Source organism: Streptomyces sp. NPDC040610 (assembly GCF_055594065.1).
This window is the reverse complement of the sequence record NZ_JBVIXA010000002.1, coordinates 520,454-540,913: the sequence shown is the minus strand read 5'-3', so window position 1 is coordinate 540,913 and position 20,460 is coordinate 520,454. Positions and strand designations below refer to the sequence as shown.

The following is a 20,460-nucleotide window of genomic DNA, read 5'->3' as shown; positions in this document are numbered from 1 at the left end:
AGCTTTGTGATGTCTCTGCGGGGCGGTGGGGGTTGATCGCGCAGTTCCCCGCGCCCCTTACGGGGCCCGGTGTCGTCGGCCTCGGGGCGCAGTGGCCCTCTCATGCAATGTCACACGTCATGCTTCAGTCAGTCATCCCGGAGAGGGCTCATGAACCCCGCTTACGCGACCGTCGACCACTTCTTCACCGTCCCTCTCGACCACTCCGCGCCCGGCGGGGCGACCCTCCAGGTCTTCGCCCGCGAGGTGGTCGACCCGCGCCGCGCGGGCGAGCGGCTGCCCTGGCTGCTCTATCTCCAGGGCGGGCCGGGCGGCAAGTCCCCGCGTCCGTCCGCCGGTTCGCCGGGCTGGCTGGACGAGGCGCTCAAGACCCACCGGGTGCTCCTGCTCGACCAGCGCGGCACCGGCCGTTCCACCCCCGTCACCGCCAGGGCCGCCGCCCGCTTCACCGACCCGGCCCGGCTGGCCGCGTACCTCGGCCACTTCCGCGCCGACGCGATCGTCGCCGACGCCGAGCTGATCCGCCGTCGACTCTGCGGCGACGAGCCCTGGGAGACCCTCGGCCAGAGCTACGGAGGCTTCATCACCCTCACCTATCTGTCCCGCGCGCCCGAAGGCCTCAAGGCCTGCTACGTCACCGGGGGCCTGCCCGGGCTCACCGCCACCGCCGACGACGTCTACGCCCGCACCTACCCGCGCGTGCGCGACCGCGTCCACGGCCTCTACGCCCGCTATCCGGAGGACGCCGCACGGCTGCGCAAGATCGCGGACCTCCTCGCGGCCACCGACGTCCGCCTGCCCGACGGGGACCGCCTCACCGTCCGCCGACTGCGCACGCTCGGGCTCGTCCTCGGCATGGGGGACGGATTCGAGCGGATCCACTGGCTGCTCGACGAATCCCTGGACGCCGACGGGGAGTTGACCGACACCTTCCTGCGCCAGGTGATGGCCGTGACCGGCTTCACCGACAACCCGCTGTTCGCCGTGATGCAGGAGACGCTCTACGGCCAGGGCGCGCCCCGCACCGCCTGGGCCGCGTCCCGCGCCCTCGCGGACTGCGCCGAGTTCGCCGAGGACGCCGACCCGCTCCTGCTCACCGGCGAGATGATCTACCCCTGGATGTTCCGCGACATCGCGGGCCTGCGCCCCTTCGCGGCCGCCGCCGACCTGCTCGCCGACCGCGCCGACTGGCCCCCGCTGTACGACCTCGACCGGCTCGCGGCCAACGAGGTCCCCCTCGCCGCGATCGTCTACCACGACGACATGTACGTGGACGCCGGACTCTCCCTGCGCACCGCGTGCCAGGTCGGCGCCGCCCGCGTGTGGGTCACCAACGAATGGGAGCACGACGGCGTGACCGCCTCCGGCGGCCGTGTGCTCGAACGTCTGACAGCGATGGCCGCTGGCCGAGCCTAGGGCCCGTCCGACGGTCGGCGCGGCGTCGCGCACCCGTCGGACAGGCCCCGGTTCCGCCCGCCCGGCCCGTTCCACACCCTCGGGAGAGCCATGCCCGCACCGCCCCTCCACCTCCGGCCGTTGACCGCCGCCCTCGCCCTCGTCGCCTGCCTCACCGCCCCCACGGCGGCCGACGCGGCCACCCCGCCCGGGCCCTCCGCCCCCGCATCCGACTGCGCCCTTCCCGGCCGCACCGGCTGGACGGACGAGGGCCACGACACCGACCCCCGGCAGTTCCAGCGCGCCATCGGCACCCGCAAGGTCCTCACCCTCTTCGTCGACTTCCCCGACGCGCCCGCCACCGACTCCACCCGCAGCTACGCCGACCAACTCGCCCCCGCAGCGCGCTGGTTGAAGCAGGCAAGCCACGGCCGCTCCCGGCTCGCCGTCACCTCGCTGCACCGCTGGATCCGGATGCCCGCGGACTCCGCCTCGTACGGATTCGAGCGCGGTCTGACCTTCGAGGCGCACGAGAAGTACGTGCGGGACGCCGTCACCGCCGCCGACCCGCACGCGGACTTCTCCCGCTACGACATGGTCTATGTCGTCCCCACCCGGACGGCCGCCGCCATCACCTTCTCCCCGACCTACCTCTTCGACCCGAGCACGTCCGGCGTGAGCGCCGACGGCAGGCGGCTCAAATGGGGGGTCACCTTCGGGCAGGACCTGTGGCGCTGGGGACACAAGGTCGCCGCCCACGAGACCGGCCACACCTTCGGCCTGCCCGACCTCTACGCGTTCACGGGGGACACCCACCGCTACACCGGCGGCTGGGACGTCATGGGCGACATCGCGGGACGCGCGCCGCAGTACCTCGGCTGGCACTCCTGGAAGCTCGGCTGGATCCGCGACGCCCAGGTGGCCTGCCTGCCCGCGCACGGGCGGCGCACGGTGCGACTGACCCCGGTGGAGCGCGGGGGCGGCACCCACATCGCCGTCCTGCGCACCGGCGGGACGACGGCGTACGTGGCCGAGTCCCGCCGGGCCGAGGGCCATGACCGGACCGCCTGCTCCAGCGGCGTCCTCATCTACAAGGTCGACTCCGCCACCCCGACCGGCGAGGGCCCCGTCCGCGTCATGAACGCCGCGCCGCCCACCACCCCGCCCCCGGGCTGCGCGCCCCTGGACCTGGCCGCCCACGCCCCCGGCCAGACCTTCACCGACCCCGAGACCGGAGCGAGGATCACCGTGACCGGGGGCGGCGGGGCGGGGGACACCGTCCGGCTCAGCAGGCCCTGAGAGCACTGCGCCCTCCGCCCCCACTCGATCTTCCTTGCGTAGGGTGGCGGGACGGGGAGGGGAACACCATCGCAAAGCACAAGAGAAACAGCGCGAAACGAGGCGGCCTCGCACGGTCCTCGCTGCTCATGGCCGTCGGTACCGTCGTGTCCAGGGCGACCGGCCTCATCCGGCAGGTCCTCCAGGCGGCGGCACTCGGCACCGGCCTGCTCGCCAGCACGTACAACACCGCGAACACCGTGCCCACCGGCCTGTACACCCTGCTGATCGGCGGCGCGCTCAACGCCGTGCTCGTGCCGCAGCTCGTACGGGCCCGCGCCACGCAGCCAGACGGCGGCCGGGCCTACGAGCAGCGGCTGGTCACCCTGGTGCTGTGCGTCCTCGCGGCGGGCACGGCGCTCGCCGTCTGGGCGGCGCCGGAGATCGTCGGCCTGTACATGCGCGACACGGCGGAGAACCACGAGGCCTTCGAACTCACCGTCGTCTTCGCCCGCTTCCTGCTGCCGCAGATCTTCTTCTACGGCATGTTCGGCATGCTCGGCCAAGTCCTCAACGCCCGCGAGAAGTTCGGCGCGATGATGTGGACGCCCGTCCTCAACAACGTCGTCCTGATCGCCATGTTCGGCGCCTACCTGGCGCTGATGACGGCGCCGCACAGCGTCGGCGACATCACCGCCGAGCAGGTCCGGCTCCTCGGCGTCGGTACCACCTGCGGCATCGCGCTGCAGGCCCTCGCACTGGTGCCGTACGTGCGCGAGGCGGGCTTCCGCTTCCGGCCCCGCTTCGACTGGCGCGGCACGGGCCTGCGCAAGAGCGCCCGGGCCGCCCGCTGGACCCTGCTGTTCGTGCTCGTCAACCAGGTCGCCCTGACCGTCGTCTCGAACTACGCCAACGCCACCGACCAGCGGCTCCCGCACGTGGGGGCCGGGTACACGGCGTACACGTACGCGCAGACGATCTGGCTCCTTCCGCAGTCCATCGTCACGGTCTCGCTGGTCACCGCGCTCCTGCCCCGGCTGAGCAAGGCCGCGGCGCAGGGCCGCACCGACGACCTGCGCGGCGAACTGTCCCGCGCGCTGCGCCTGACCGGCGTCGTGATCGTGCCCGCCGGATTCTTCTTCCTGGCGCTCGGCCCGGAGACGGCGGCGCTCCTGTTCGGCCACGGAGCCGCCGACTCGGCGGCCACGCGCCCGCTCGGCCAGATGCTCCAGGCCTTCGGCCTCGGCCTGATCCCGTTCTCCGCCCAGTACCTGCTGCTGCGCGGCTTCTACGCCTACGAGGACACCCGCACCCCGTTCTGGACGGCGGCGTGGATCGCCTCCGTGAACATCGCCCTCGCCGCGATCTGCTACCGACTCCTGCCCGCCCGCTGGGCGGTCGTCGGCATGGCCGCCGCGTACACGCTGTCGTACGCCGTCGGCCTGCTGCTCACCGCGCGACTGCTGCGCAGGCGCCTCGACGGCCGCATGGACGGCAGGCGTCTGGTGCGCACGTACGGCAGGCTGACGCTGGCCGCCGCCCCCGCCGGGGCCCTCGCCTGGCTGGTGGCCCGCGCCTGCGCGAACCGGACGGACGGCGCGGACACGGCGACGACGGCCCTCGCGCTCACGGCGGGCGCCGCCGTGCTGATCGTCGGATACGTGCTGCTCGCGCGGCTGCTGAAGGTCGGTGAGCTGCGGCTGCGCGTCCTGCGCTGAGTCGGCGGACCGCTCTCGGCCACGGGCGGACTGCTCTCGGCCGCTGAAGGAACGGGGACGGCCCTCGACCACCATGGTGGTCGAGGGCCGTCCCCGGGTGGGGCGCCGGGCTCAGTGCTCCGTGACGAAGACGTGCGCGGCGGTGCGCGCGGGGAGTTCGGCGGCCGCCCCGCCGCTGCCGACCAGGACGCCGCCGGGTGCCGACGTCACGCTCACGACCGCGCCGGGCCGCACCCCCGCCCGCCACAGGGTGTCCATCAATTGCGGGTCGGTCTGGACGCGTTCCCTGATGCGCCGGACGACCGCACGCGCGCCGTTCGGCCCGGGTTCGAGGTCGCTGAGGCTGACCATGCCCTCGTCGGGGCCCGGCCCCTCGGCGCTCCGCTCGCCGAGTTCCTCCAGGCCCGGGATCGGATTGCCGTAGGGCGACTGCGTCGGGTGCCGCAGCAGTTCCAGGACGCGGCGCTCGACGGCCTCGCTCATCACATGCTCCCAGCGGCAGGCCTCGGCATGCACCTGCTCCCACTCGAGCCCGATCACGTCGACGAGGAGACATTCCGCGAGCCGGTGCTTGCGCATCACGCGCGTGGCGATCCGCCGCCCCTCCTCCGTCAGTTCCAGCTGCCGGTCGGCGGCCACGCGCAGCAGTCCGTCACGTGCCATGCGGGCCACGGTCTGGCTGACCGTGGGGCCGCTCTGGTCCAGGCGCTCGGCGATGCGGGCCCGCAGCGGGGCCACGCCCTCCTCCTCCAGCTCCAGGACGGTGCGGAGGTACATCTCCGTGGCGTCGATGAGTCGGGTCATGCCGTGCGTCAGGCGGAGGTCTCGGCGGTGGCGGTCAGGACCGCGCGGCCGAGTATGTGACCGGCGACGGTGAACCCGAGGAAGGCCGGGGTGGCCTCCTCGGGGACTCCGATGGACTCCACGTCGAGGGCGTGCACCACGACGAAGTAGCGGTGCGGGCCGTGCCCGGCGGGCGGGGCGGCGCCGATGTAGCGCGCCATGCGGGCGTCGTTGGGCAGTTGGAAGGCGCCCTCGGGCAGGCCCGAGCCGGTGTCGTCGCCCGCGCCCTCCGGCAGCTCGGTGACGGTGGCGGGGATGTCGGCGACCGCCCAGTGCCAGAACCCGGACCCGGTGGGGGCGTCGGGGTCGTAGACCGTGACCGCGTAGCTCTTCGTGCCGTCCGGGGCACCGCTCCACGACAGCTGCGGGGAGACGTCCTTGCCGCCGGGGGCACCGGCGGAGAGCTGCGCGGGCGACCAGGCGGCGCCGTCGGTGACGTCGGTGCTCGTCACGGTGAAGGAGGCCGCCTCGGGGAGGCGGGCGAAGGGGTTGTTGGCGTTCATCGCGTCGTTCCTTTCAGGCCGTGCTGGGGGTGGCGGCGAGGGAGCAATGTCTCTCGGCGCCGATGAATCGACCATAACACGGATAATCGATTATCCAAGGGATCGTCTATGCTGACGGCATGACGCAGACGGCCCACACCTCACCCCCGTCGGGGAAGCAGATGCTCTCCGAGCAGGTCCACGCACACCTGCGGGACGCGATCATGCGCGGGGACTTCGCCCCGGGAGACGCCCTCAAGCCGCAGGACCTGGCCAAGGACCAGGGCGTGAGCCTGGCCGTCGTGCGCGAGGCGCTCGTGCGGCTTGTCGGCGAGGGCCTCGCCGACCGTCTGCACAACCGCGGCTTCGCCGTCCCGGCCTTCTCCGACCGCCGCTGGCAGGAGATCGCCGAGGCCCGCCGAACTGTCGAACCGGTCGTCCTGCGCATGTCCATCGAGCGCGGCGACGTCGACTGGGAGGCCCGCGTACGGGCCGCCCACCACCGCCTGGCCCGCACCCCCGCGTACGAAGCGGGGGAGGGCGCCTACTACAGCAGCACCTGGTCCGAGGCCCACCGCGTCTTCCACCGCACCCTGCTCGAAGGCTGCGGCAACCCCGTCCTCCTGGAGACCTTCGACCGCATGTGGACCGCGAGCGAACTGGCCCGGCGCTGGTCGGCCCACCGCGACCCCGACCGGGACGGCTTCGGCGAACACCGCCGCCTGGAGGAGGCGGCACTGGCCCGCGACGCCGACACGGCGGCCGAGGTCCTGGCCCGGCACCTCACCCAGACCGCGACCGCGCTGACCGACTCCGCCGGACCCTGTTGATCGGGTACGACTCCGGGTTGGACGGACAGCGGTAGACCCCCACAGACCAGGAGAGCCAACAGATGGGCGCGTTCGACATACTTGACGGCCCGCGCGGTCGCCGACTGTGCATGGTGCTCGCGGAGCGTTCCGACGACGTGAGGGAGGCCTTCTTCCACGCGGCGCACGACCCCGCCGACCAGCCGTGGCGGAGGCGACTGCTCCAGCGCCTGGACGCCTTGGACCCTGCCCGCACGGTCGCGGCCGCGGGGGAGCTGGGACTGATGAGGGCACTGGGCGACAGCGCGGCCGCCGCGATGTACTGGCAGGAGCCCGACGAAGAGGACGCCCTGCTCCGCCACCCGGAGCTCGTCGAGGCCCTGCGCCCGCTCGCCCGAGCCGTTGGCGACGCGCCGGAGACCACCTGGTGGTCGGCGGCTCTGGAGCCGACCGCGCAGGCGTACGTCCAGTGGATCGAGAAGCCCGGCGACAAGGACCGTCCGCCGCCCGCCCGCGCGGCCGCCGAGTCCCTGCGGAGGTGGAAGGCGCAGACGGTGAAGGACGAGCACGACGCACCGTCCTTCCACGAGGACCCCTCGGTCTCGTACAGCGGCATCTGGTGGTCGACGCCCACGGCCTCCGGCGTCACCATGACCTCCCGCGCGCTCCCGCGGCTGGGTGCCACGCAGCTCATGGCCGTCGAGGACGGGGCGGGCTGGACGCGGGCGCGGCTGTGGCCGACGCGGGTGCCGCAGGACGGCCGGACCTATGAGATCACCGGGCCGGGGGCCTGGACGGACCTGGTCGCGCGGTATCCCCTGCGGGTCACGCGGGGGCGGCGGCACGACTGGTCGCGGGCGACGGGTCGCACGGCCCAGTGGTACATCCCCGACTGGGAGGCGGTCGCCGCCGACTTCGACGCGGTGCACCTCACGGGGACCGGGTATCTGACCACGGCGGGCCGGGCGTTGAACGTGAGCGGCACGGTGGCCGCGGGGGACTCCGGCGAGCCCCACGCCACCGTGCTCGCGGGGTGGGGCCCGGACGCGACGTACTGGCTCACGGGCTGCATGGGCCCCGGCGACGTGCCGACCGACTGGGAACTGCGCGACGTCGACGAAGACGACGATCCCCTGTGGACCCCGGTGACCGACCGCTGAGCAACTGCCACCCCGTGAGCCGCCGCACGGGCGCGCCCCTCAGGCCGCCCGCCGTGCCCGCAGCCGGTGGCGGCGGATCACGTCCGCGTACAGACGCCCGCTGCCCTTCACCGTGCGCCGCTGCGTCGCGTAGTCCACGTGGACGAGGCCGAAGCGCTTGTCGTAGCCGTACGCCCACTCGAAGTTGTCCAGGAGGGACCAGGAGTAGTACCCGGCGAGGGGCGCGCCCCGGTGGGCCGCGCGGGCGCAGGCCGCGAGGTGTTCGCGGAGGTACTGGGCGCGCTCGGGGTCGTCGACGGAGCCGTCGGCGCGGACCACGTCGGGGTAGGACGAGCCGTTCTCGGTCACGTAGAGCTTGCGCGCGCCGTAGTCCTCGGTGAGGCGCAGGAGCAGGATCTCCAGGCCGTTCGCGTCGATCTCCCAGCCCATGCCGGTGTGCCGTCTGCCGGGGCGGTGGACCTGGTGGGCGTGCGGGGGCGGGCCCGTGGGGTCGTCGGTGACGTGGGCGGGGAAGTAGTAGTTGAGGCCCAGCCAGTCCAGGGGCTGCGCGACGACGTCCAAGTCGCCGTACCGTTCCGGGAGTTCGACGCCGTACACCTCCAGCATGTCGGCGGGGAAGCCCCGGCCGTGCAGCGGGTCGAGCCACCAGCGGTTGGTGTGGCCGTCCACGCGCCGGGCCGCAGCGACGTCCTCGGGGCGGGAGGTGGCGGGCTCGACGGGGGAGAGGTTGTTGACGATGCCGACCTCGGCCGCGGGGGAGGCCGCGCGGATGGCCTGGGTGGCCAGGCCGTGGCCGAGCAGCAGGTGGTACGAGGCGTGCACGGCGGCACGGATGTCGGTGAGGCCGGGGGCCATGCGGCCCTCCAGGTGGCCGATCCAGGCCGAGCAGAGCGGTTCGTTGAGCGTGGCCCACTGCGGCACCCGGTCGCCGAGGCGCTCGGCCACCACGGCGGCGTACGCGGCGAAGTGCTCGGCGGTCCCGCGCGCGGGCCAGCCGCCGCGGTCCTGGAGCGCCTGCGGCAGGTCCCAGTGGTAGAGGGTGACGTTCGGGGTGATGCCCGCCTCCAGGAGGGCGTCGACGAGCCGGTCGTAGAAGGCGAGCCCGGCCGCGTTGACCGGCCCGTCGCCGCCCGGCACGACGCGCGGCCAGGCGACGGAGAAGCGGTAGGAGTCGACGCCGAGCTCCCGCATCAGGGCGATGTCCTCGGGCCAGCGGTGGTAGTGGTCGCAGGCCACGTCGCCGGTGTCGCCGCCCGCGACCTTGCCGGGAGTGCGGGAAAAGGTGTCCCAGATGGACGGGGAGCGGCCGTCTTCCGCGGCGGCTCCCTCGATCTGGTACGCCGACGTGGCGACCCCCCAGGTGAAGGGGTGGGGGAGCGCGGCGAGGTCGGAGGCGTCGGTCACGGAGGTCCTTTCGGCGGGGGGTGTGCGGGGCGGGACGGGCGGGGGAGCGGTCACTTGACCGCCCCGGCGGTGAGCCCGGCGACGAGATAGCGCTGGAGGAGCAGGAAACCGGCGACCACCGGCACGCTGACGACCAGGGAGGCGGCCATGACCTGGTTCCAGTACACGTCGTTCTGCGTGGAGTAGCCCTGGAGGCCGACGGCGAGGGTGCGGGTGGTGTCGTTGGTCATCACCGAGGCGAAGAGGACCTCGCCCCAGGCGGTCATGAACGCGTAGACGGCGACGGCCACGATGCCGGGAATCGCGGCCGGGACGACGACCCGGAACAGCGCGCCCAGCGGACCGCACCCGTCGACGTGCGCGGCCTCGTCCAGCTCTTTCGGCACCGAGTCGAAGTACCCGATCAGCATCCAGATGGAGAACGGCAGCGAGAACGTGAGATAGGTGAGGATCAGGCCCGCGCGGGAGCCGAACAGCGCGATGCCCGTCGCGTTGCCCACGTTGACGTAGATGAGGAACAGCGGCAGCAGGAAGAGGATGCCCGGGAACATCTGCGTGGACAGCACGGTCACGGTGAACACGCGCTTGCCGCGGAAGCGGTGGCGGCTCACCGCGTACGCCGCGAACACCGCGACGACGACCGAGCACACCGTCGCCGCGCCCGCCACGATCAGCGAGTTCATGAAGTAGTCCGCCAGCGGCACCGTCGTCCAGATGTCGACGTACGGGCGGAACGTGACGGTGGACGGCAGCCAGCGGAAACTCCCCGCGACGTCCTGGAGCGGCTTCAGGGAGCTGGACACCATGACGTACACCGGGACCAGGACGAACCCGGCGAGGAGGGTGAGGAAGACGCGGCGCAGCCACAGGAACGAGCGGGGCGGCGCCATCGGCGAGCGCCGTCGCGCGGCGGCGGGCACCGGCGGGGCCTTGGTCGCGCTAGGCATCAAAGGCCCTCCTTCCACGGGAGGTGAGGAGCAGGTACGCGGCCGTCACCACGAGCAGGAAGAGCAGCAGCAGGACCGACATCGCGGAGCCCGTGCCGAAGTTCCAGGTGACGAACGACGACTGGTAGATGTGGATCGAGACGAGGTCCGCCGACTCCGGCGCCGACTTGCCGAACAGCAGATACGGCGTGTTGAAGTCGTTGAAGGTCCACAGGAAGAGGACCAGGACCAGGACCTGGTTGACCGGCCGCAGCGAGGGCAGCGTGATGCGGCGGATCTGCTGCCACATCCCGGCGCCGTCGATGGCGGCCGCCTCGTACAGCTCCTTGGGGATGTTCTGCAGACCGGCCGTGACGATGAGGAAGACGAACGGCCAGTGCTTCCACACCGAGACGGTGGCGAGCGCGAAGAAGCTGTTGTCGCCGATCAGCCAGAACGGCCGGCCGTCGGTGATCCCGAGCTGGTCGTGCAGCACGTGATTGACCAGGCCGTTGTCGCGCTGGAACATGAACGCCCAGGTGATCACGGCGGCGTACACGGGCAGGGCGTACGGCGTGAGGAACAGCGCGCGGAGCAGGCCCCGGCCCCGGAAGTGGTCCTGGAGGAACAGCGCGGCGGCCGTGCCGATCAGCCAGCACAGGCCCACCGACACGACGGTGAACGCGCAGGTGACGAAGAACGAGTGCAGCAGCGCCTCGCCGACGGGCGCGTCGAAGTCGACCGACAGGGAGTAGTTGTCCAGCCCCGCCCAGGGCGCGGCGCCCCAGTCGCGGATGTAGAACTGCGTCAGCTCCTTGAAGCTCATGACGATGCCGACGGCCATCGGGATCAGATGGACGAGCAGTTCGAGCAGCAGCGCCGGAAGCAGCAGGAAGTACGGCAGGGCGAGGCGGCGCAGCCGTCCGCGCGGACGGCGGGCGCGCGGCCGTGGACCGGAACCCTCCTTGTGCGCGGGCGCCGCGTCCGCCTCGTCGTGGGCGGTGGTCAGAGCGGTCATGGCGCGGCTCAGCCCTTCGGCATCTGCTGCTGCGCCTTGGTCAGCGCCGACTTGACCGAGTCCGTGGTCACGGGACGGCCCTCGGCGGCGTCGGCGAAGAGCTCCTTGACGGCGGTGCCCACCGTCGTCTCGAACTGCGACTCATGGGGCACCTGGGGCAGCGGGGCCGCGCTCTTGGCGAGCGTGTCGCGCAGCACGGCGGTCTCCGGGCGGGCGAACGCCGGGTCCGACTGGGCTGCCTTCACCGGAGGGATCGAGCCGTAGGCCTTGTTGAGCCCGGTCTGCTCGGCGTCGCTCGTCATGAACTTCACGAACTTCACGGAGCCGTCGAGGTTGTCGGTGTTCTTGAAGACGGCCAGATTGATGCCCGCGACCATCGAGTTGACCTGCTTGCCGGTGCCGGGAGCCCCCGAGGGCACCGGCACCGGGGCCACGCCCCAGTCGGCGGGCTTCATGCCGTGCGCCTCGAAGGTCGTCGCGGCCGCCTGCCACAGCACCATCGCCGTCCTGCCCTTGGCGAAGTCCTGAAGCGACTGGTTGCGCGCGTACTCGGCGTTGCCCGGCGCGATGATCTTGTCCTTGGCCATGAAGTCGACGTACTGCTTCACGGCGGCGACCGCGCCGGGGGACGTGAACGTCGGCTTCCCGGCAGCGTCGAAGAAGTCCGCGCCGTGCTGCTTGCCGAGGACATGGGCCTGATGGATGTTGTTCACCAGGTTCGAACCCTCCGCCCCCAGCGCCCACTTGCCGCCCTTGGAGAGCTTCTTGCCGTCGGCGACCAGCTGCTCCCAGGTCGCGGGCGGCTTCTCGATGCCCGCGTCCTGGAACATCTTCTTGTTGTAGTAGAGGGCGTACGCCAGTGAGTACAGCGGCACCGCGGCGGGGTCCTTGCCCCGCGCGCCCGTCGAGCCGAGCGCGGCCGGCACGAACCGGTCCTTGCCGCCGATCCGCCCGAACCGCTTCGCGTCCCACGGAAGGAGCGCGCCGCCCGCCTGGAGCGAGGACGACCAGGTGTTGCCGATGTTCAGGACGTCCGGGCCCTGGCCCGAAGTGGTCGCGGCCAGAATGCGGTTGAGCAGGTCGGACCAGGGGATCACCTCCAGCTCGACCTTGATCCCGGTCTGCTCCTCGAACTTCTTGAGCCGGGGCGTGAGGATCTTCTTGTCTGCCTCGATGTTGGGCCCCTGGTTCGACGCCCAGTACGTGAGCGTCTTCGGCGAGTCGTTGCTCCCGCCGCCCGTGGCGGTGCCGCCGCCGCACGCGGTGGCGGCGAGAGCGGTGAGCGCGGTGCCCGCGGCTGCGGCTCGGAGTCTGCGCATGACGGATACGCCCCTTTCCGGGGAGGATCTCGGCGGTGGCTGCGCCCAAGTCCTTGTGAGCACAGCCGTGTTGGGGAGCCCGGTGGGAGCTGGGAGGGGTCCCCGTGACGGCTGTGTTCAGTGCTTGAACGAGCTTCACGACTTAATTTAGGACGTGAGTTAAATCCTGAAGGCAAGTCGCGTCAAGGGGTACGGCACGGGTATGTTGCGAACGGGGAGAGGAGCCACATGGTCGAGCGGAACAGCCGAACCGTGCGTGACCTGCGTCTGGGCAACCGGGCTTCGGTGCTGCGCCGGTTGTACTTCCACGGGCCGATGAGCCGTCAGGCGCTCGGCGGCGCGACCGGGCTCAGCTCCGGCTCCGTCAGCAACGTCGTCGCCGAACTCACCGCCGACTACCTCTTGGAGGAGGCCGGGGTCGTCGAGTCCGACGGCGGGCGCCCCCGCACCCTGCTTCGGGTGGCCCCCGGCAGCGGCCACCTCATCGGCGTGGATGTCGGCGAGACCCGCGTCCGCGTCGAGGCCTTCGACCTCGCCCTCACCGAACTCGCCCGCACCGACCGCCCCTTGACCCCGACCGGTCATGACGTCGAGGCCGTCGTCGCCCACATCCGCGACGGCATCGCCGAAGTCACCGCCGCCGCCGGGCTCACCGCGGGCGAGGGCCTGATCGGCGTCGGCGTCGGCGTCCCCGGCATCGTCGAGACGACCGCCCCCGGCGGCGCCCTCGTCCACGGCCAGGCCATCGGCTGGGACGCGGTGCCCCTGGAGTCCCTGCTCCGCGGGGCCGTCCAACTCCCTCCGGACACCGCGTACTTCATCGACAACGGCGCCCGTGCGCTCGGCCAGGCCGAGATGTGGTTCGGCGGCGGGCGCGGGGTGCGGGACGCGGTCATCGTCCTCTTCGGCTCCGGCGTCGGCGCGTGCATCGTGACCGACGGCGTCATCCACGGCGGGGCCCACGGCGGGCCCGGCGAGTGGGGGCACCTGACCGTCCATGTGCGCGGGCGGCGCTGCCGGTGCGGGGCGCTGGGCTGCCTGGAGGCGTACGCGGGGGCGGAGGCGCTGCTCGACCGCTGGCGCGAGGCGGGGGGCGAGCCGCCCGGGACCGGTGAGGAGAGCGGGGTCGCCGCGCTGCTCGCGGCCGCCCACCCCGAGGACGGCGGTGCCGCCGACCCCGGGGCGCGGGCCGTGCTCGACGAGACCGCCGAGTACCTGGGCGCGGGCATCTCCGGCCTGGTGAACCTCTTCGGCCCCGAACGCGTCCTCGTCGGCGGCTGGGCCGGCCTCGCCCTCGGCTCGCACCTCCTCCCTGCCGTCCGCGAGCACGCCGCCGCGTACTCCCTGCGCCATCCCGCGGCCCGCGTCACCGTGGCCCTCGGCGAACTGGGCCCCGACGCGGTGACGGTGGGCGCGGCGACGCTGCCCCTCGCGGACTTCCTGGCGCGGGGCGGGCGACGGCGGGAGGAGCCGGGGGAGGCGCCGGGGGCAGGGCCGTTGCTGGGCCCGGCGGCGCGAGCGGCGCTCTGACGCGGGCCCGCGCCTGGCCGGTCGGTTGGGGCGGGCTTGCTCGCGGACGGCTTCGCCGTGGGGGTGGGGAGGGGGCAACCCCGCGTGTGCGGGGACCACGCCTTGTACTCGACGTCTTCCCCCTCCTCGACGGGAGCACCCCCGCGTGTGCGGGGACCGCAGGCTGTGACCTGCGCCTTCGCATTGGTGGAAGAGAGTCCCTCGCGACCCCGGAAATACCGCCAGTTCGCCTGCAGACGCAGACGCAGACGCAGACGCAGACGCAGAGGCGGGCGGCGACCCCTGCTGGCGAAAAGCTACCCGCCTCGTTCGCACCACGGGCCCTGACCGTGAATGTCGGCCCGACGGCCCGCGATCGACCGCGAATTCCGGTCAGGCGGAACGCGCCCTGACGCGTCCTGTCGTGTGTGACTAGTCCAGAACCAACGTTCGATAAACGGCCTCACGTCGAGGAGTCGGCGGGCGGCGGGGAGCCCGCGCGCACGGGCGAGTCCGCCGGTGCCCCCGACGCCGGAGGCGCCCGTGCCTCCGGCGAGGCCGAGAAGGCTGACATGGCTGACATGGCTGACATGGCTGAGATGGCTGAGAAGGCCGAGGAGAAGGACGGGCCCGAGCGGCTTCCCGCGCGGGAGACCTGGACCGTCCTGTACCGCCACTTCAAGCCGCACCGCGGCATCGTGGCGCTCGGCGCGCTGTTCACCCTGATCGGCGCCGCGACCGGCCTCGCGCAGCCGGTCGCGGTCGAGCAGTTGGTGAGCCGGCTCCAGGACGACGAGTCGATCACCTCGATCCTCGCCCTGCTCACGGGGCTCCTGGTGATCGGGACGGCCGTCGAGTCCGTCGGCAGCTACATCCTGGAACGCACCGCGCAGTCCGTCGTCCTCGACTCGCGGCGGTCCCTCATCGGGCGTCTGCTGCGGCTCAAGGTCTCGGAGATCGAGCGCGTGCAGCCCGGCGACCTGATGTCCCGCGTCACCTCGGACACGACGCTGCTCCAGGCCGTCACCACGCAGGCCGTGGTGTCCGCGTTCTCCGGGGCGCTCACCGTCGTCGCGACCATCGTGATGATGGCCTTCATGGACCCGGTGCTCCTCGGCGTCACGCTCGGCGTGATCGTCCTCATCGGGGCCGCGACCGGCCTGGTCATGCCGAAGATCTCCAAGGCGACGCAGCGCTCGCAGGAAGCCGTCGGCATGATCTCGACCGCTCTGGAGCGGGCCTTCGGCGCGTTCCGCACGCTGAAGGCATCCGGCGCCGAGGAGCGCGAGGTCGCCAAGGTCGAGGCGGCGGCGCGCGAGGCCTGGCGGCACGGCGTGAAGTCGGCCAAGTGGCAGGCGGTGGCGTGGAGTTCGATGGGCTTCGCCATCCAGGTCTCGTTCCTCGCGGTGCTCGGCGTCGGCGGCGCCCGCGTCGCCTCCGAGGCGATCTCCGTCGCGACCCTCGTGGCGTTCCTGATGCTGCTCTTCTACCTGATCGACCCGGTGAGCCGCCTCGTCGACGCCGTCACCCAGTACCAGGTGGGCTCCGCCGCCGTGGCCCGCATCGTGCAGGCGGAGCGGATGGAGACGGAGGAAGCGGCCACCCTCACGGAGCAGGGGGACCGGGCGGCGAGCCGTCGGGCAGCCGTGGAGCGGCCCGCCTCCGTCCTCTTCCAGGACGTCACCTTCCGCTACCGCCCCGACCTCCCCCACGTCCACCACGGAGTGACCTTCGCCGTCCCCGGCCCCGGCATGACGGCCTTCGTCGGCCCGTCCGGCGCGGGCAAGACCACCGTCTTCGGGCTCGTCGAGCGCTTCTACGACGCGACGGGCGGCCGCGTCCTCGTCGACGGCCGGGACGTACAGGACTGGCCGCTCGCCGAGCTGCGCGCGACCATCGGGTACGTCGAGCAGGACGCCCCCGTCCTCGCGGGCACCCTGCGCGAGAACCTGCTGTTCGCCGCGCCGGACGCCACCGACGCCGAGATCCACGACGTCCTCGTACAGGCACGCCTGGACAGCCTCGTGGAGAAGCTGCCGGACGGACTGGAGACCGTGGTGGGCCACCGCGGCTCCAAGCTCTCCGGCGGCGAGCGCCAGCGCGTGGCCATCGCCCGCGCCCTGCTGCGCAAGCCCCGGCTGCTGCTCCTCGACGAGGCGACCTCACAGCTGGACGCCGTCAACGAGCTGGCGCTGCGCGACGTGGTCGCCGAGGTGTCGAAGACCGTGACGGTCCTCGTCGTCGCGCACCGCCTGTCGACGGTCACGCTGGCCGACCGGATCGTCGTCATGGACGCGGGCCGGGTCCGCGCGGTCGGCACGCACGACGAACTGGTCGAAGGGGATCCGCTGTACGGCGAGCTGGCGGCGACGCAGTTCCTGGCGACGTCGTCCTGAGCGGGAGTGTCGTCCTGGGCGGGGGCGCGAGCTGGACGTGACAGGCGCGGGGGAGGACGGCCGTGGTGCACGCGGCCGCCGCCCTCGGCACTCCGGGCCCGGGGAATGCGGACCTCCACGCCCGGGAAAAAGTAGCGGGCCCCAGCACCGAGCCGTCGCTATCGTGGCCCCATGACCGACTTGACCTTGGATCGCTACGCCGCCGAAATCATCGCGCAGACCGAGCAGTTGACCACTTCGATCAAGGGCGCGGACCTCGCCGCCCCGGTGCCGACCTGCGCCGGATGGAGCCTCGGCGACCTCCTGCGGCACCTGGGCGGCGCGCACCGCTGGGCCGAGGAGATCGTCCGCAGCCGGGCGACGGGCCCGGTGCCGGACGAGCAGGTGAACGACGTGTCGGGCGACGACCGGGCGGACAGCGCCGCGCTCGGCGCCTGGCTGAGCGAGGGCGCGGCGCTGTTCGCGGACGCCTTGCGGAAGGCGGGACCGGACGCGCGGGTGTGGACGGTGGCGCCGGGCGGCACCCCCGTGTTCTGGGCGCGCCGCATGACGGTGGAGACGGTGGTGCACCGCGCGGACGCGGTCGGGGCCGTCGAGGGGACGTACACCCTGGACCACGACGTCGCCCTCGACGCCCTGGCCGAGTGGCTGGGCTTCCTCGAACTGCCGCAGGTCTACGAGTCCGTCGAGGCGATGCGCGGCCTGCTCGGCCCCGGCCGGACCGTCCACTTCCACGCGACGGACACCGCCCCCGGGGCGCAGGGCGACTGGCTGATCGACCTCACCGGCGAGGCGCCCGCCGTACGGCGTCACGGACCGGGAGAAGGCGCACCCGGGGGAGCGGCCGTGAGCCTGCGCGGTTCGGCGGCGGCGCTCCTGCTGCTCATGTACCAGCGGGACTCCGTCCTGGACGACACGGTGGAGATCGTCGGGGAGCGGGAGCTGTTCGAGGAGTGGCGGGAGGGGGCCAGCGCGTGGCTCCGCAGGTGACGGGGCGGAGGCCCTGCCGCAGGACCGGGGCCCGGCCGCCGGTCATGCGCCGCACTTGAGCTTGTACTCGACGATGTAGGCGCGGTTGCCGCGCCCTCGCTTGCGGTAGGTGGGGTGTCGTTGCCAGGGGCCGGGGGGCCAGGGGCCCGGCTGCGCGGGCCGGGGAGGAAGCTCCTCGCGCTCGTCGGGGCCGGGGGCGGGGCCTGCGCACGGCGCGGGGTCGAGGGCGCGGACCGGCAGGGCGGTCAGATGGCGGACGCGGTCGTGGAACCCGCCGACGGGCAAGGGGAGTTCGACGTCGTCGTCGACGAACCGCACCGCCAGGGCGGCGTACTCGATGACGGAGAGGGCGACGGGCGGCCAGGACCGCAATGTCGCTCGATTGGTCATCCTGAGGATGCCCAGCATGCGCAGGGTGGCCGCCACACTCACGTGGGGAGTCTCCGTGGGCCATTCCAGTTTCAGCAGGGGTGCGCCCCGTTCGGGCCGGGGGTCGCGGCGCGGGAGCGGATCGTCGGTTTCGGGAGTGGGCAGGGCGGCGTCGGGGGTCTGCTGTTTCCACCAGGCCGCCTCGTTGGTCTCGCCGAGGGTGAGGTGGTGGAGGTAGAGGCAGTAGGCCGCCGCCGTCTCCCCGGCTCCGGCGGCGTACTGCCACAGGAAGCGGGCGGTGTGCGCGCTGTCGTTGAGCTGCAGCATGCAGCCGAGGACGAGGGCGCCCGAGGGGGTGGGCAGGGACTCGGTGAGGAAGTCGGTCACGGACGCGAGGGGCCGGGTGATCACGACGGCCTCGCAGAGGATCCGCAGATCGCCGTCGGCCGCCTGAGCGGCGGCATGGCCCAGGTCGTCGGCAGTGGTCGGGTGCGGGGGCAGAGCGGGTCGGGTCGGCACCGGGTCGTGGGGGGTAGGGGGTGCGTCGAGCAGCAGAGAGCCCTCGAGCAGCTCATCGATCGGTGAGGTCACCGGGGTGTCCCTCCTAGGTGGTGGTGCGGAGATGTGCCGTCAGATGGCGTTTGGCGTGACGGTCCGCCGCGCGGACGGTGGCGCACGGGATGCCCAGGACCTCGGCGACATCGCTGTCCCGCAGCCCGCGCAGGTGCAGCAGCACGACGACGTCGAGGTGCAGGGCGGGCAGGCGGCGGATCGCGTCGAAGAGGTCGAAGGTGCTGGCGAGCTGGGCGAGCGGGTCCGGGGCGTCGCGCTGGGCGCGGGTGTGGAACGCGGCCTCGGCGAGCGCGGGATGGCCGTCGCAGCGCGGGGCGCGCTCCATGACGGTCTGGCGCAGGAGCCGCCACGCGTACTGCTCGGGCCGCTCGCTGGCCAGGGCGTCCGGCCAGAGGATCAGGAGCAGGTAGAACACATCGCTGACGGACCGCTTCGCCTCACCGGCCCGGCGCTGGAACGTGGCCGCGTAGGCGGTGTAGTGCGTGCGGTGGGTGTCCCTGAAGGCGAGGAAGTCCAGCGGGGGACGCTGGCCGTGCAGACCGTTCTCCCGCTCCTTGGCCAGGGCCTTGTGTATCCAGTTGAGCCGCTTGTCGGCCTCCTGGGCGGCGCGGACCCACTGGGCCCGGATGTCCGCGAGCGCCGGATCGGGCAGGCGCAGGGCGACCAGCAGGTCCCGGGTGATCTGCCAGCGGGGATAGCGGCCGATGGCCCGCAACAGCTCGGAGATCTTGGAGCGCGGCCAGTTCGCCTCCTTCTCCAGCTGAATGAAGGTCAGGCCACTGTCGTGATAGGCGCCGCGCAGGTGCTCCAGCCAGGCCCGGTGGGCCGGCTTGGTGCCCTCGGCGATGGGCCCCAGCTTGCGCCCGGGGCGTTGGTGGCGGGCGCCTCTCGGTGCCGGCTGTGCGCTCACCGAGCGCCCTCCCCGGCGTCGGCCCCGGGCGGGGGCGTACGTAAACCGTCCGCCTGTGGGCTTGTCTGCGGCCTGTGCATCAGGCTCCTTCACTTACGTCATCGCCGTGCGTCCTGGACCGTGGAACAGCTCCTGCGCGCTTGCGGCGCCCCCCACCCCAGGAACTGCAAGCCAGCATGGACCGCGCGGGCCCCGACGGCGACGTGATCGAACGGTTCGGGAACATTGCGGTGGTCGCCGGATCTTTGGACCGGCCGCACGCGCGGTCCGCGGCCGGGGCGGAGCGAAGGCGGGCGGAAGTGCCGTGCGGGCGCCGTGGGTTGTGCGTGACTGGTGTGTGAGGAGGTCTTGCCGAGCCGTTCGGTGGGTCTCCATAATCACGGGAGCACTTCACGGGCTCACCCCACGGGGCCCGGACACCTTGCGGTCAACTGCCCTTCTCCATGCGGTTTTTCCGAAGGGCGCCTCCGGCCTGGGGTTGGCATGAGCCCAACAGAGTGCTCTCCCCCCACCGAGAGGAAGTCCGTTGAAGAACACGGTCACGTACCTCAAGAGGGCCGCCGCCGTCGGCGCCGTCACCCTCGCCGCCTTCAGCCTGAACCCGGCCAACTCCTGGGCTGTGCCCGCCGATGGGCCCGGCGGCGACGGGCCCCGCACCAGGGTCGTCGGCGGCACCCCGGCCGAGCAGGGCGAATTCCCGTTCATGGTCCGCCTGTCGATGGGCTGTGGCGGCTCGCTCCTGGAGAAGGACGTCGTGCTGACGGCCGCCCACTGCGTCGACGGCAGCAGCGACAACCCGAACATCACCGCCACCGGCGGTGTGGTCGACCTGGAGTCGCCGGACGCCGTCACGGTCAAGGCCACCAAGGTCATCCAGGCTCCCGGCTACAACGGGACCGGCAAGGACTGGGCGGTCATCAAGCTGGAGAAGGCCATCGACCAGCCCACGCTGCCGATAGCCGAGAACAACTCGTTCGACAAGGGCGACTTCACCATCGCCGGGTGGGGCGCCGACAAGGAGGGCGGCAGCCAGCAGCGCCACCTCCTCAAGGCCCAGGTGCCGTTCGTGGACGACGCGACCTGCAAGGGCGCGTACTCCAACCTGGTCGAGGACGAGGAGCTGTGCGCCGGGAAGATGGACACCGGCGGCGTCGACACCTGTCAGGGCGACTCCGGCGGTCCCATGTTCCGCAAGGACGACAGCGACAAGCTCGTCCAGGTCGGCATCGTGAGCTGGGGCGAGGGCTGCGCCCGCCCGTCCAAGCCGGGCGTCTACACCGAGGTGAGCCACTTCGCGGCCGACATCAAGAAGGCGGCGGGCGAGCTGGGCTGACGTCCGTCGTCCGGAGGGCCGCTGTCTG

17 protein-coding genes are annotated in these 20,460 nt (G+C 72.4%); 9 read left to right on the top strand and 8 right to left on the bottom strand.

Translation table 11 applies throughout. The annotated features are described in order from the left end of the window. The first annotated feature begins 150 nt into the window (after positions 1-150). The 3 genes from ACZ6AA_RS08900 to murJ all read left to right on the top strand — a co-directional run bounded on the left by ACZ6AA_RS08900 (position 151) and on the right by murJ (position 4,391). Entirely contained in the window at positions 151-1,416 is a 1,266-nt protein-coding gene (locus tag ACZ6AA_RS08900; protein WP_468459002.1) for an alpha/beta fold hydrolase, read from the top strand. A gap of 90 nt (positions 1,417-1,506) precedes the next feature. Continuing rightward, positions 1,507-2,694: a M6 family metalloprotease domain-containing protein gene (locus tag ACZ6AA_RS08895; protein WP_471457053.1), complete on the top strand. Its 1,188-nt coding sequence runs from the start codon at positions 1,507-1,509 to the stop codon at positions 2,692-2,694. 128 nt (positions 2,695-2,822) lie between these two features. Continuing rightward, on the top strand, positions 2,823-4,391 hold the full coding sequence (murJ, locus tag ACZ6AA_RS08890) for a murein biosynthesis integral membrane protein MurJ (RefSeq protein WP_471457051.1): 1,569 nt from the start codon (positions 2,823-2,825) through the stop codon (positions 4,389-4,391). A gap of 111 nt (positions 4,392-4,502) precedes the next feature. Here the strand turns inward: murJ and ACZ6AA_RS08885 are convergent, their stop codons facing one another. Both ACZ6AA_RS08885 and ACZ6AA_RS08880 read right to left on the bottom strand, forming a co-directional pair. After that, positions 4,503-5,195 (bottom strand): metal-dependent transcriptional regulator, encoded by a 693-nt coding sequence (locus ACZ6AA_RS08885; RefSeq protein ID WP_468458996.1) that lies wholly within the window; start codon positions 5,193-5,195, stop codon positions 4,503-4,505. 8 nt (positions 5,196-5,203) lie between these two features. Further along, positions 5,204-5,737 (bottom strand): YbhB/YbcL family Raf kinase inhibitor-like protein, encoded by a 534-nt coding sequence (locus ACZ6AA_RS08880; RefSeq protein ID WP_468458995.1) that lies wholly within the window; start codon positions 5,735-5,737, stop codon positions 5,204-5,206. A 119-nt stretch (positions 5,738-5,856) separates the two neighbouring features. On the opposite strand from ACZ6AA_RS08880, the gene ACZ6AA_RS08875 reads away from it, so the two are divergent. Together ACZ6AA_RS08875 and ACZ6AA_RS08870 are read left to right on the top strand one after the other, a co-directional pair. Beyond that, the gene (locus ACZ6AA_RS08875; RefSeq protein WP_468458993.1) at positions 5,857-6,546 is read left to right on the top strand and encodes a GntR family transcriptional regulator; all 690 of its coding nucleotides are present in this window, start codon (positions 5,857-5,859) and stop codon (positions 6,544-6,546) included. A gap of 62 nt (positions 6,547-6,608) precedes the next feature. After that, positions 6,609-7,685, top strand: a complete 1,077-nt coding sequence (locus ACZ6AA_RS08870; RefSeq protein ID WP_471457048.1) for a hypothetical protein — start codon at positions 6,609-6,611, stop codon at positions 7,683-7,685. Positions 7,686-7,724: 39 nt separating this feature from the next. Here ACZ6AA_RS08870 and ACZ6AA_RS08865 read toward each other — a convergent pair whose 3' ends face one another. Genes ACZ6AA_RS08865 through ACZ6AA_RS08850 form a run of 4 tightly spaced genes read right to left on the bottom strand, consistent with a single transcriptional unit; the run spans position 7,725 to position 12,352 of the window. Next, positions 7,725-9,089, bottom strand: coding sequence for a GH1 family beta-glucosidase (locus tag ACZ6AA_RS08865; protein WP_471457046.1), 1,365 nt, complete (start codon positions 9,087-9,089; stop codon positions 7,725-7,727). A gap of 50 nt (positions 9,090-9,139) precedes the next feature. Further along, positions 9,140-10,036, bottom strand: coding sequence for a carbohydrate ABC transporter permease (locus ACZ6AA_RS08860; RefSeq protein ID WP_468482142.1), 897 nt, complete (start codon positions 10,034-10,036; stop codon positions 9,140-9,142). Further along, positions 10,029-11,033, bottom strand: a complete 1,005-nt coding sequence (locus ACZ6AA_RS08855) for a carbohydrate ABC transporter permease (RefSeq protein ID WP_471457044.1) — start codon at positions 11,031-11,033, stop codon at positions 10,029-10,031. The genes ACZ6AA_RS08860 and ACZ6AA_RS08855 overlap by 8 nt, the downstream gene beginning before the upstream one ends. 8 nt (positions 11,034-11,041) lie before the next feature. Beyond that, the gene (locus ACZ6AA_RS08850) at positions 11,042-12,352 is read right to left on the bottom strand and encodes an ABC transporter substrate-binding protein (RefSeq protein WP_471457042.1); all 1,311 of its coding nucleotides are present in this window, start codon (positions 12,350-12,352) and stop codon (positions 11,042-11,044) included. Positions 12,353-12,580: 228 nt separating this feature from the next. On the opposite strand from ACZ6AA_RS08850, the gene ACZ6AA_RS08845 reads away from it, so the two are divergent. The 3 genes from ACZ6AA_RS08845 (at position 12,581) to ACZ6AA_RS08835 (ending at position 17,247) form a co-directional block, all read left to right on the top strand. Beyond that, complete coding sequence (locus ACZ6AA_RS08845; RefSeq protein WP_471457040.1) at positions 12,581-13,882, top strand: ROK family transcriptional regulator; 1,302 nt, start codon at positions 12,581-12,583, stop codon at positions 13,880-13,882. A gap of 569 nt (positions 13,883-14,451) precedes the next feature. Then, a complete protein-coding gene (locus ACZ6AA_RS08840; RefSeq protein ID WP_471457038.1) occupies positions 14,452-16,257 on the top strand; it encodes an ABC transporter ATP-binding protein in 1,806 nt (601 codons plus the stop codon). 171 nt (positions 16,258-16,428) lie between these two features. Then, positions 16,429-17,247: a maleylpyruvate isomerase family mycothiol-dependent enzyme gene (locus tag ACZ6AA_RS08835; RefSeq protein WP_471457036.1), complete on the top strand. Its 819-nt coding sequence runs from the start codon at positions 16,429-16,431 to the stop codon at positions 17,245-17,247. Between the two features lie 42 nt (positions 17,248-17,289). Here ACZ6AA_RS08835 and ACZ6AA_RS08830 read toward each other — a convergent pair whose 3' ends face one another. Beyond that, entirely contained in the window at positions 17,290-18,207 is a 918-nt protein-coding gene (locus ACZ6AA_RS08830; protein WP_471457034.1) for a hypothetical protein, read from the bottom strand. Between the two features lie 13 nt (positions 18,208-18,220). Beyond that, positions 18,221-19,099 (bottom strand): SigE family RNA polymerase sigma factor, encoded by an 879-nt coding sequence (locus tag ACZ6AA_RS08825; protein ID WP_468458973.1) that lies wholly within the window; start codon positions 19,097-19,099, stop codon positions 18,221-18,223. 526 nt (positions 19,100-19,625) lie between these two features. Here ACZ6AA_RS08825 and ACZ6AA_RS08820 point away from each other — a divergent pair. Then, positions 19,626-20,432, top strand: coding sequence for a S1 family peptidase (locus ACZ6AA_RS08820; protein ID WP_380889728.1), 807 nt, complete (start codon positions 19,626-19,628; stop codon positions 20,430-20,432). Positions 20,433-20,460 lie beyond the last annotated feature (28 nt).

Bases quoted from the DNA above. Each gene is read 5' to 3' on its own strand.
- ACZ6AA_RS08900 (WP_468459002.1), top strand. From the start codon at position 151: ATGAACCCCGCTTACGCGACCGTCGACCACTTCTTCACCGTCCCTCTC.
- ACZ6AA_RS08895 (WP_471457053.1), top strand. From the start codon at position 1,507: ATGCCCGCACCGCCCCTCCACCTCCGGCCGTTGACCGCCGCCCTCGCC.
- murJ (WP_471457051.1), top strand. From the start codon at position 2,823: ATGGCCGTCGGTACCGTCGTGTCCAGGGCGACCGGCCTCATCCGGCAG.
- ACZ6AA_RS08885 (WP_468458996.1), bottom strand. From the start codon at position 5,195: ATGACCCGACTCATCGACGCCACGGAGATGTACCTCCGCACCGTCCTG.
- ACZ6AA_RS08880 (WP_468458995.1), bottom strand. From the start codon at position 5,737: ATGAACGCCAACAACCCCTTCGCCCGCCTCCCCGAGGCGGCCTCCTTC.
- ACZ6AA_RS08875 (WP_468458993.1), top strand. From the start codon at position 5,857: ATGACGCAGACGGCCCACACCTCACCCCCGTCGGGGAAGCAGATGCTC.
- ACZ6AA_RS08870 (WP_471457048.1), top strand. From the start codon at position 6,609: ATGGGCGCGTTCGACATACTTGACGGCCCGCGCGGTCGCCGACTGTGC.
- ACZ6AA_RS08860 (WP_468482142.1), bottom strand. From the start codon at position 10,036: ATGCCTAGCGCGACCAAGGCCCCGCCGGTGCCCGCCGCCGCGCGACGG.
- ACZ6AA_RS08855 (WP_471457044.1), bottom strand. From the start codon at position 11,033: ATGACCGCTCTGACCACCGCCCACGACGAGGCGGACGCGGCGCCCGCG.
- ACZ6AA_RS08850 (WP_471457042.1), bottom strand. From the start codon at position 12,352: ATGCGCAGACTCCGAGCCGCAGCCGCGGGCACCGCGCTCACCGCTCTC.
- ACZ6AA_RS08845 (WP_471457040.1), top strand. From the start codon at position 12,581: ATGGTCGAGCGGAACAGCCGAACCGTGCGTGACCTGCGTCTGGGCAAC.
- ACZ6AA_RS08840 (WP_471457038.1), top strand. From the start codon at position 14,452: ATGGCTGAGATGGCTGAGAAGGCCGAGGAGAAGGACGGGCCCGAGCGG.
- ACZ6AA_RS08835 (WP_471457036.1), top strand. From the start codon at position 16,429: ATGACCGACTTGACCTTGGATCGCTACGCCGCCGAAATCATCGCGCAG.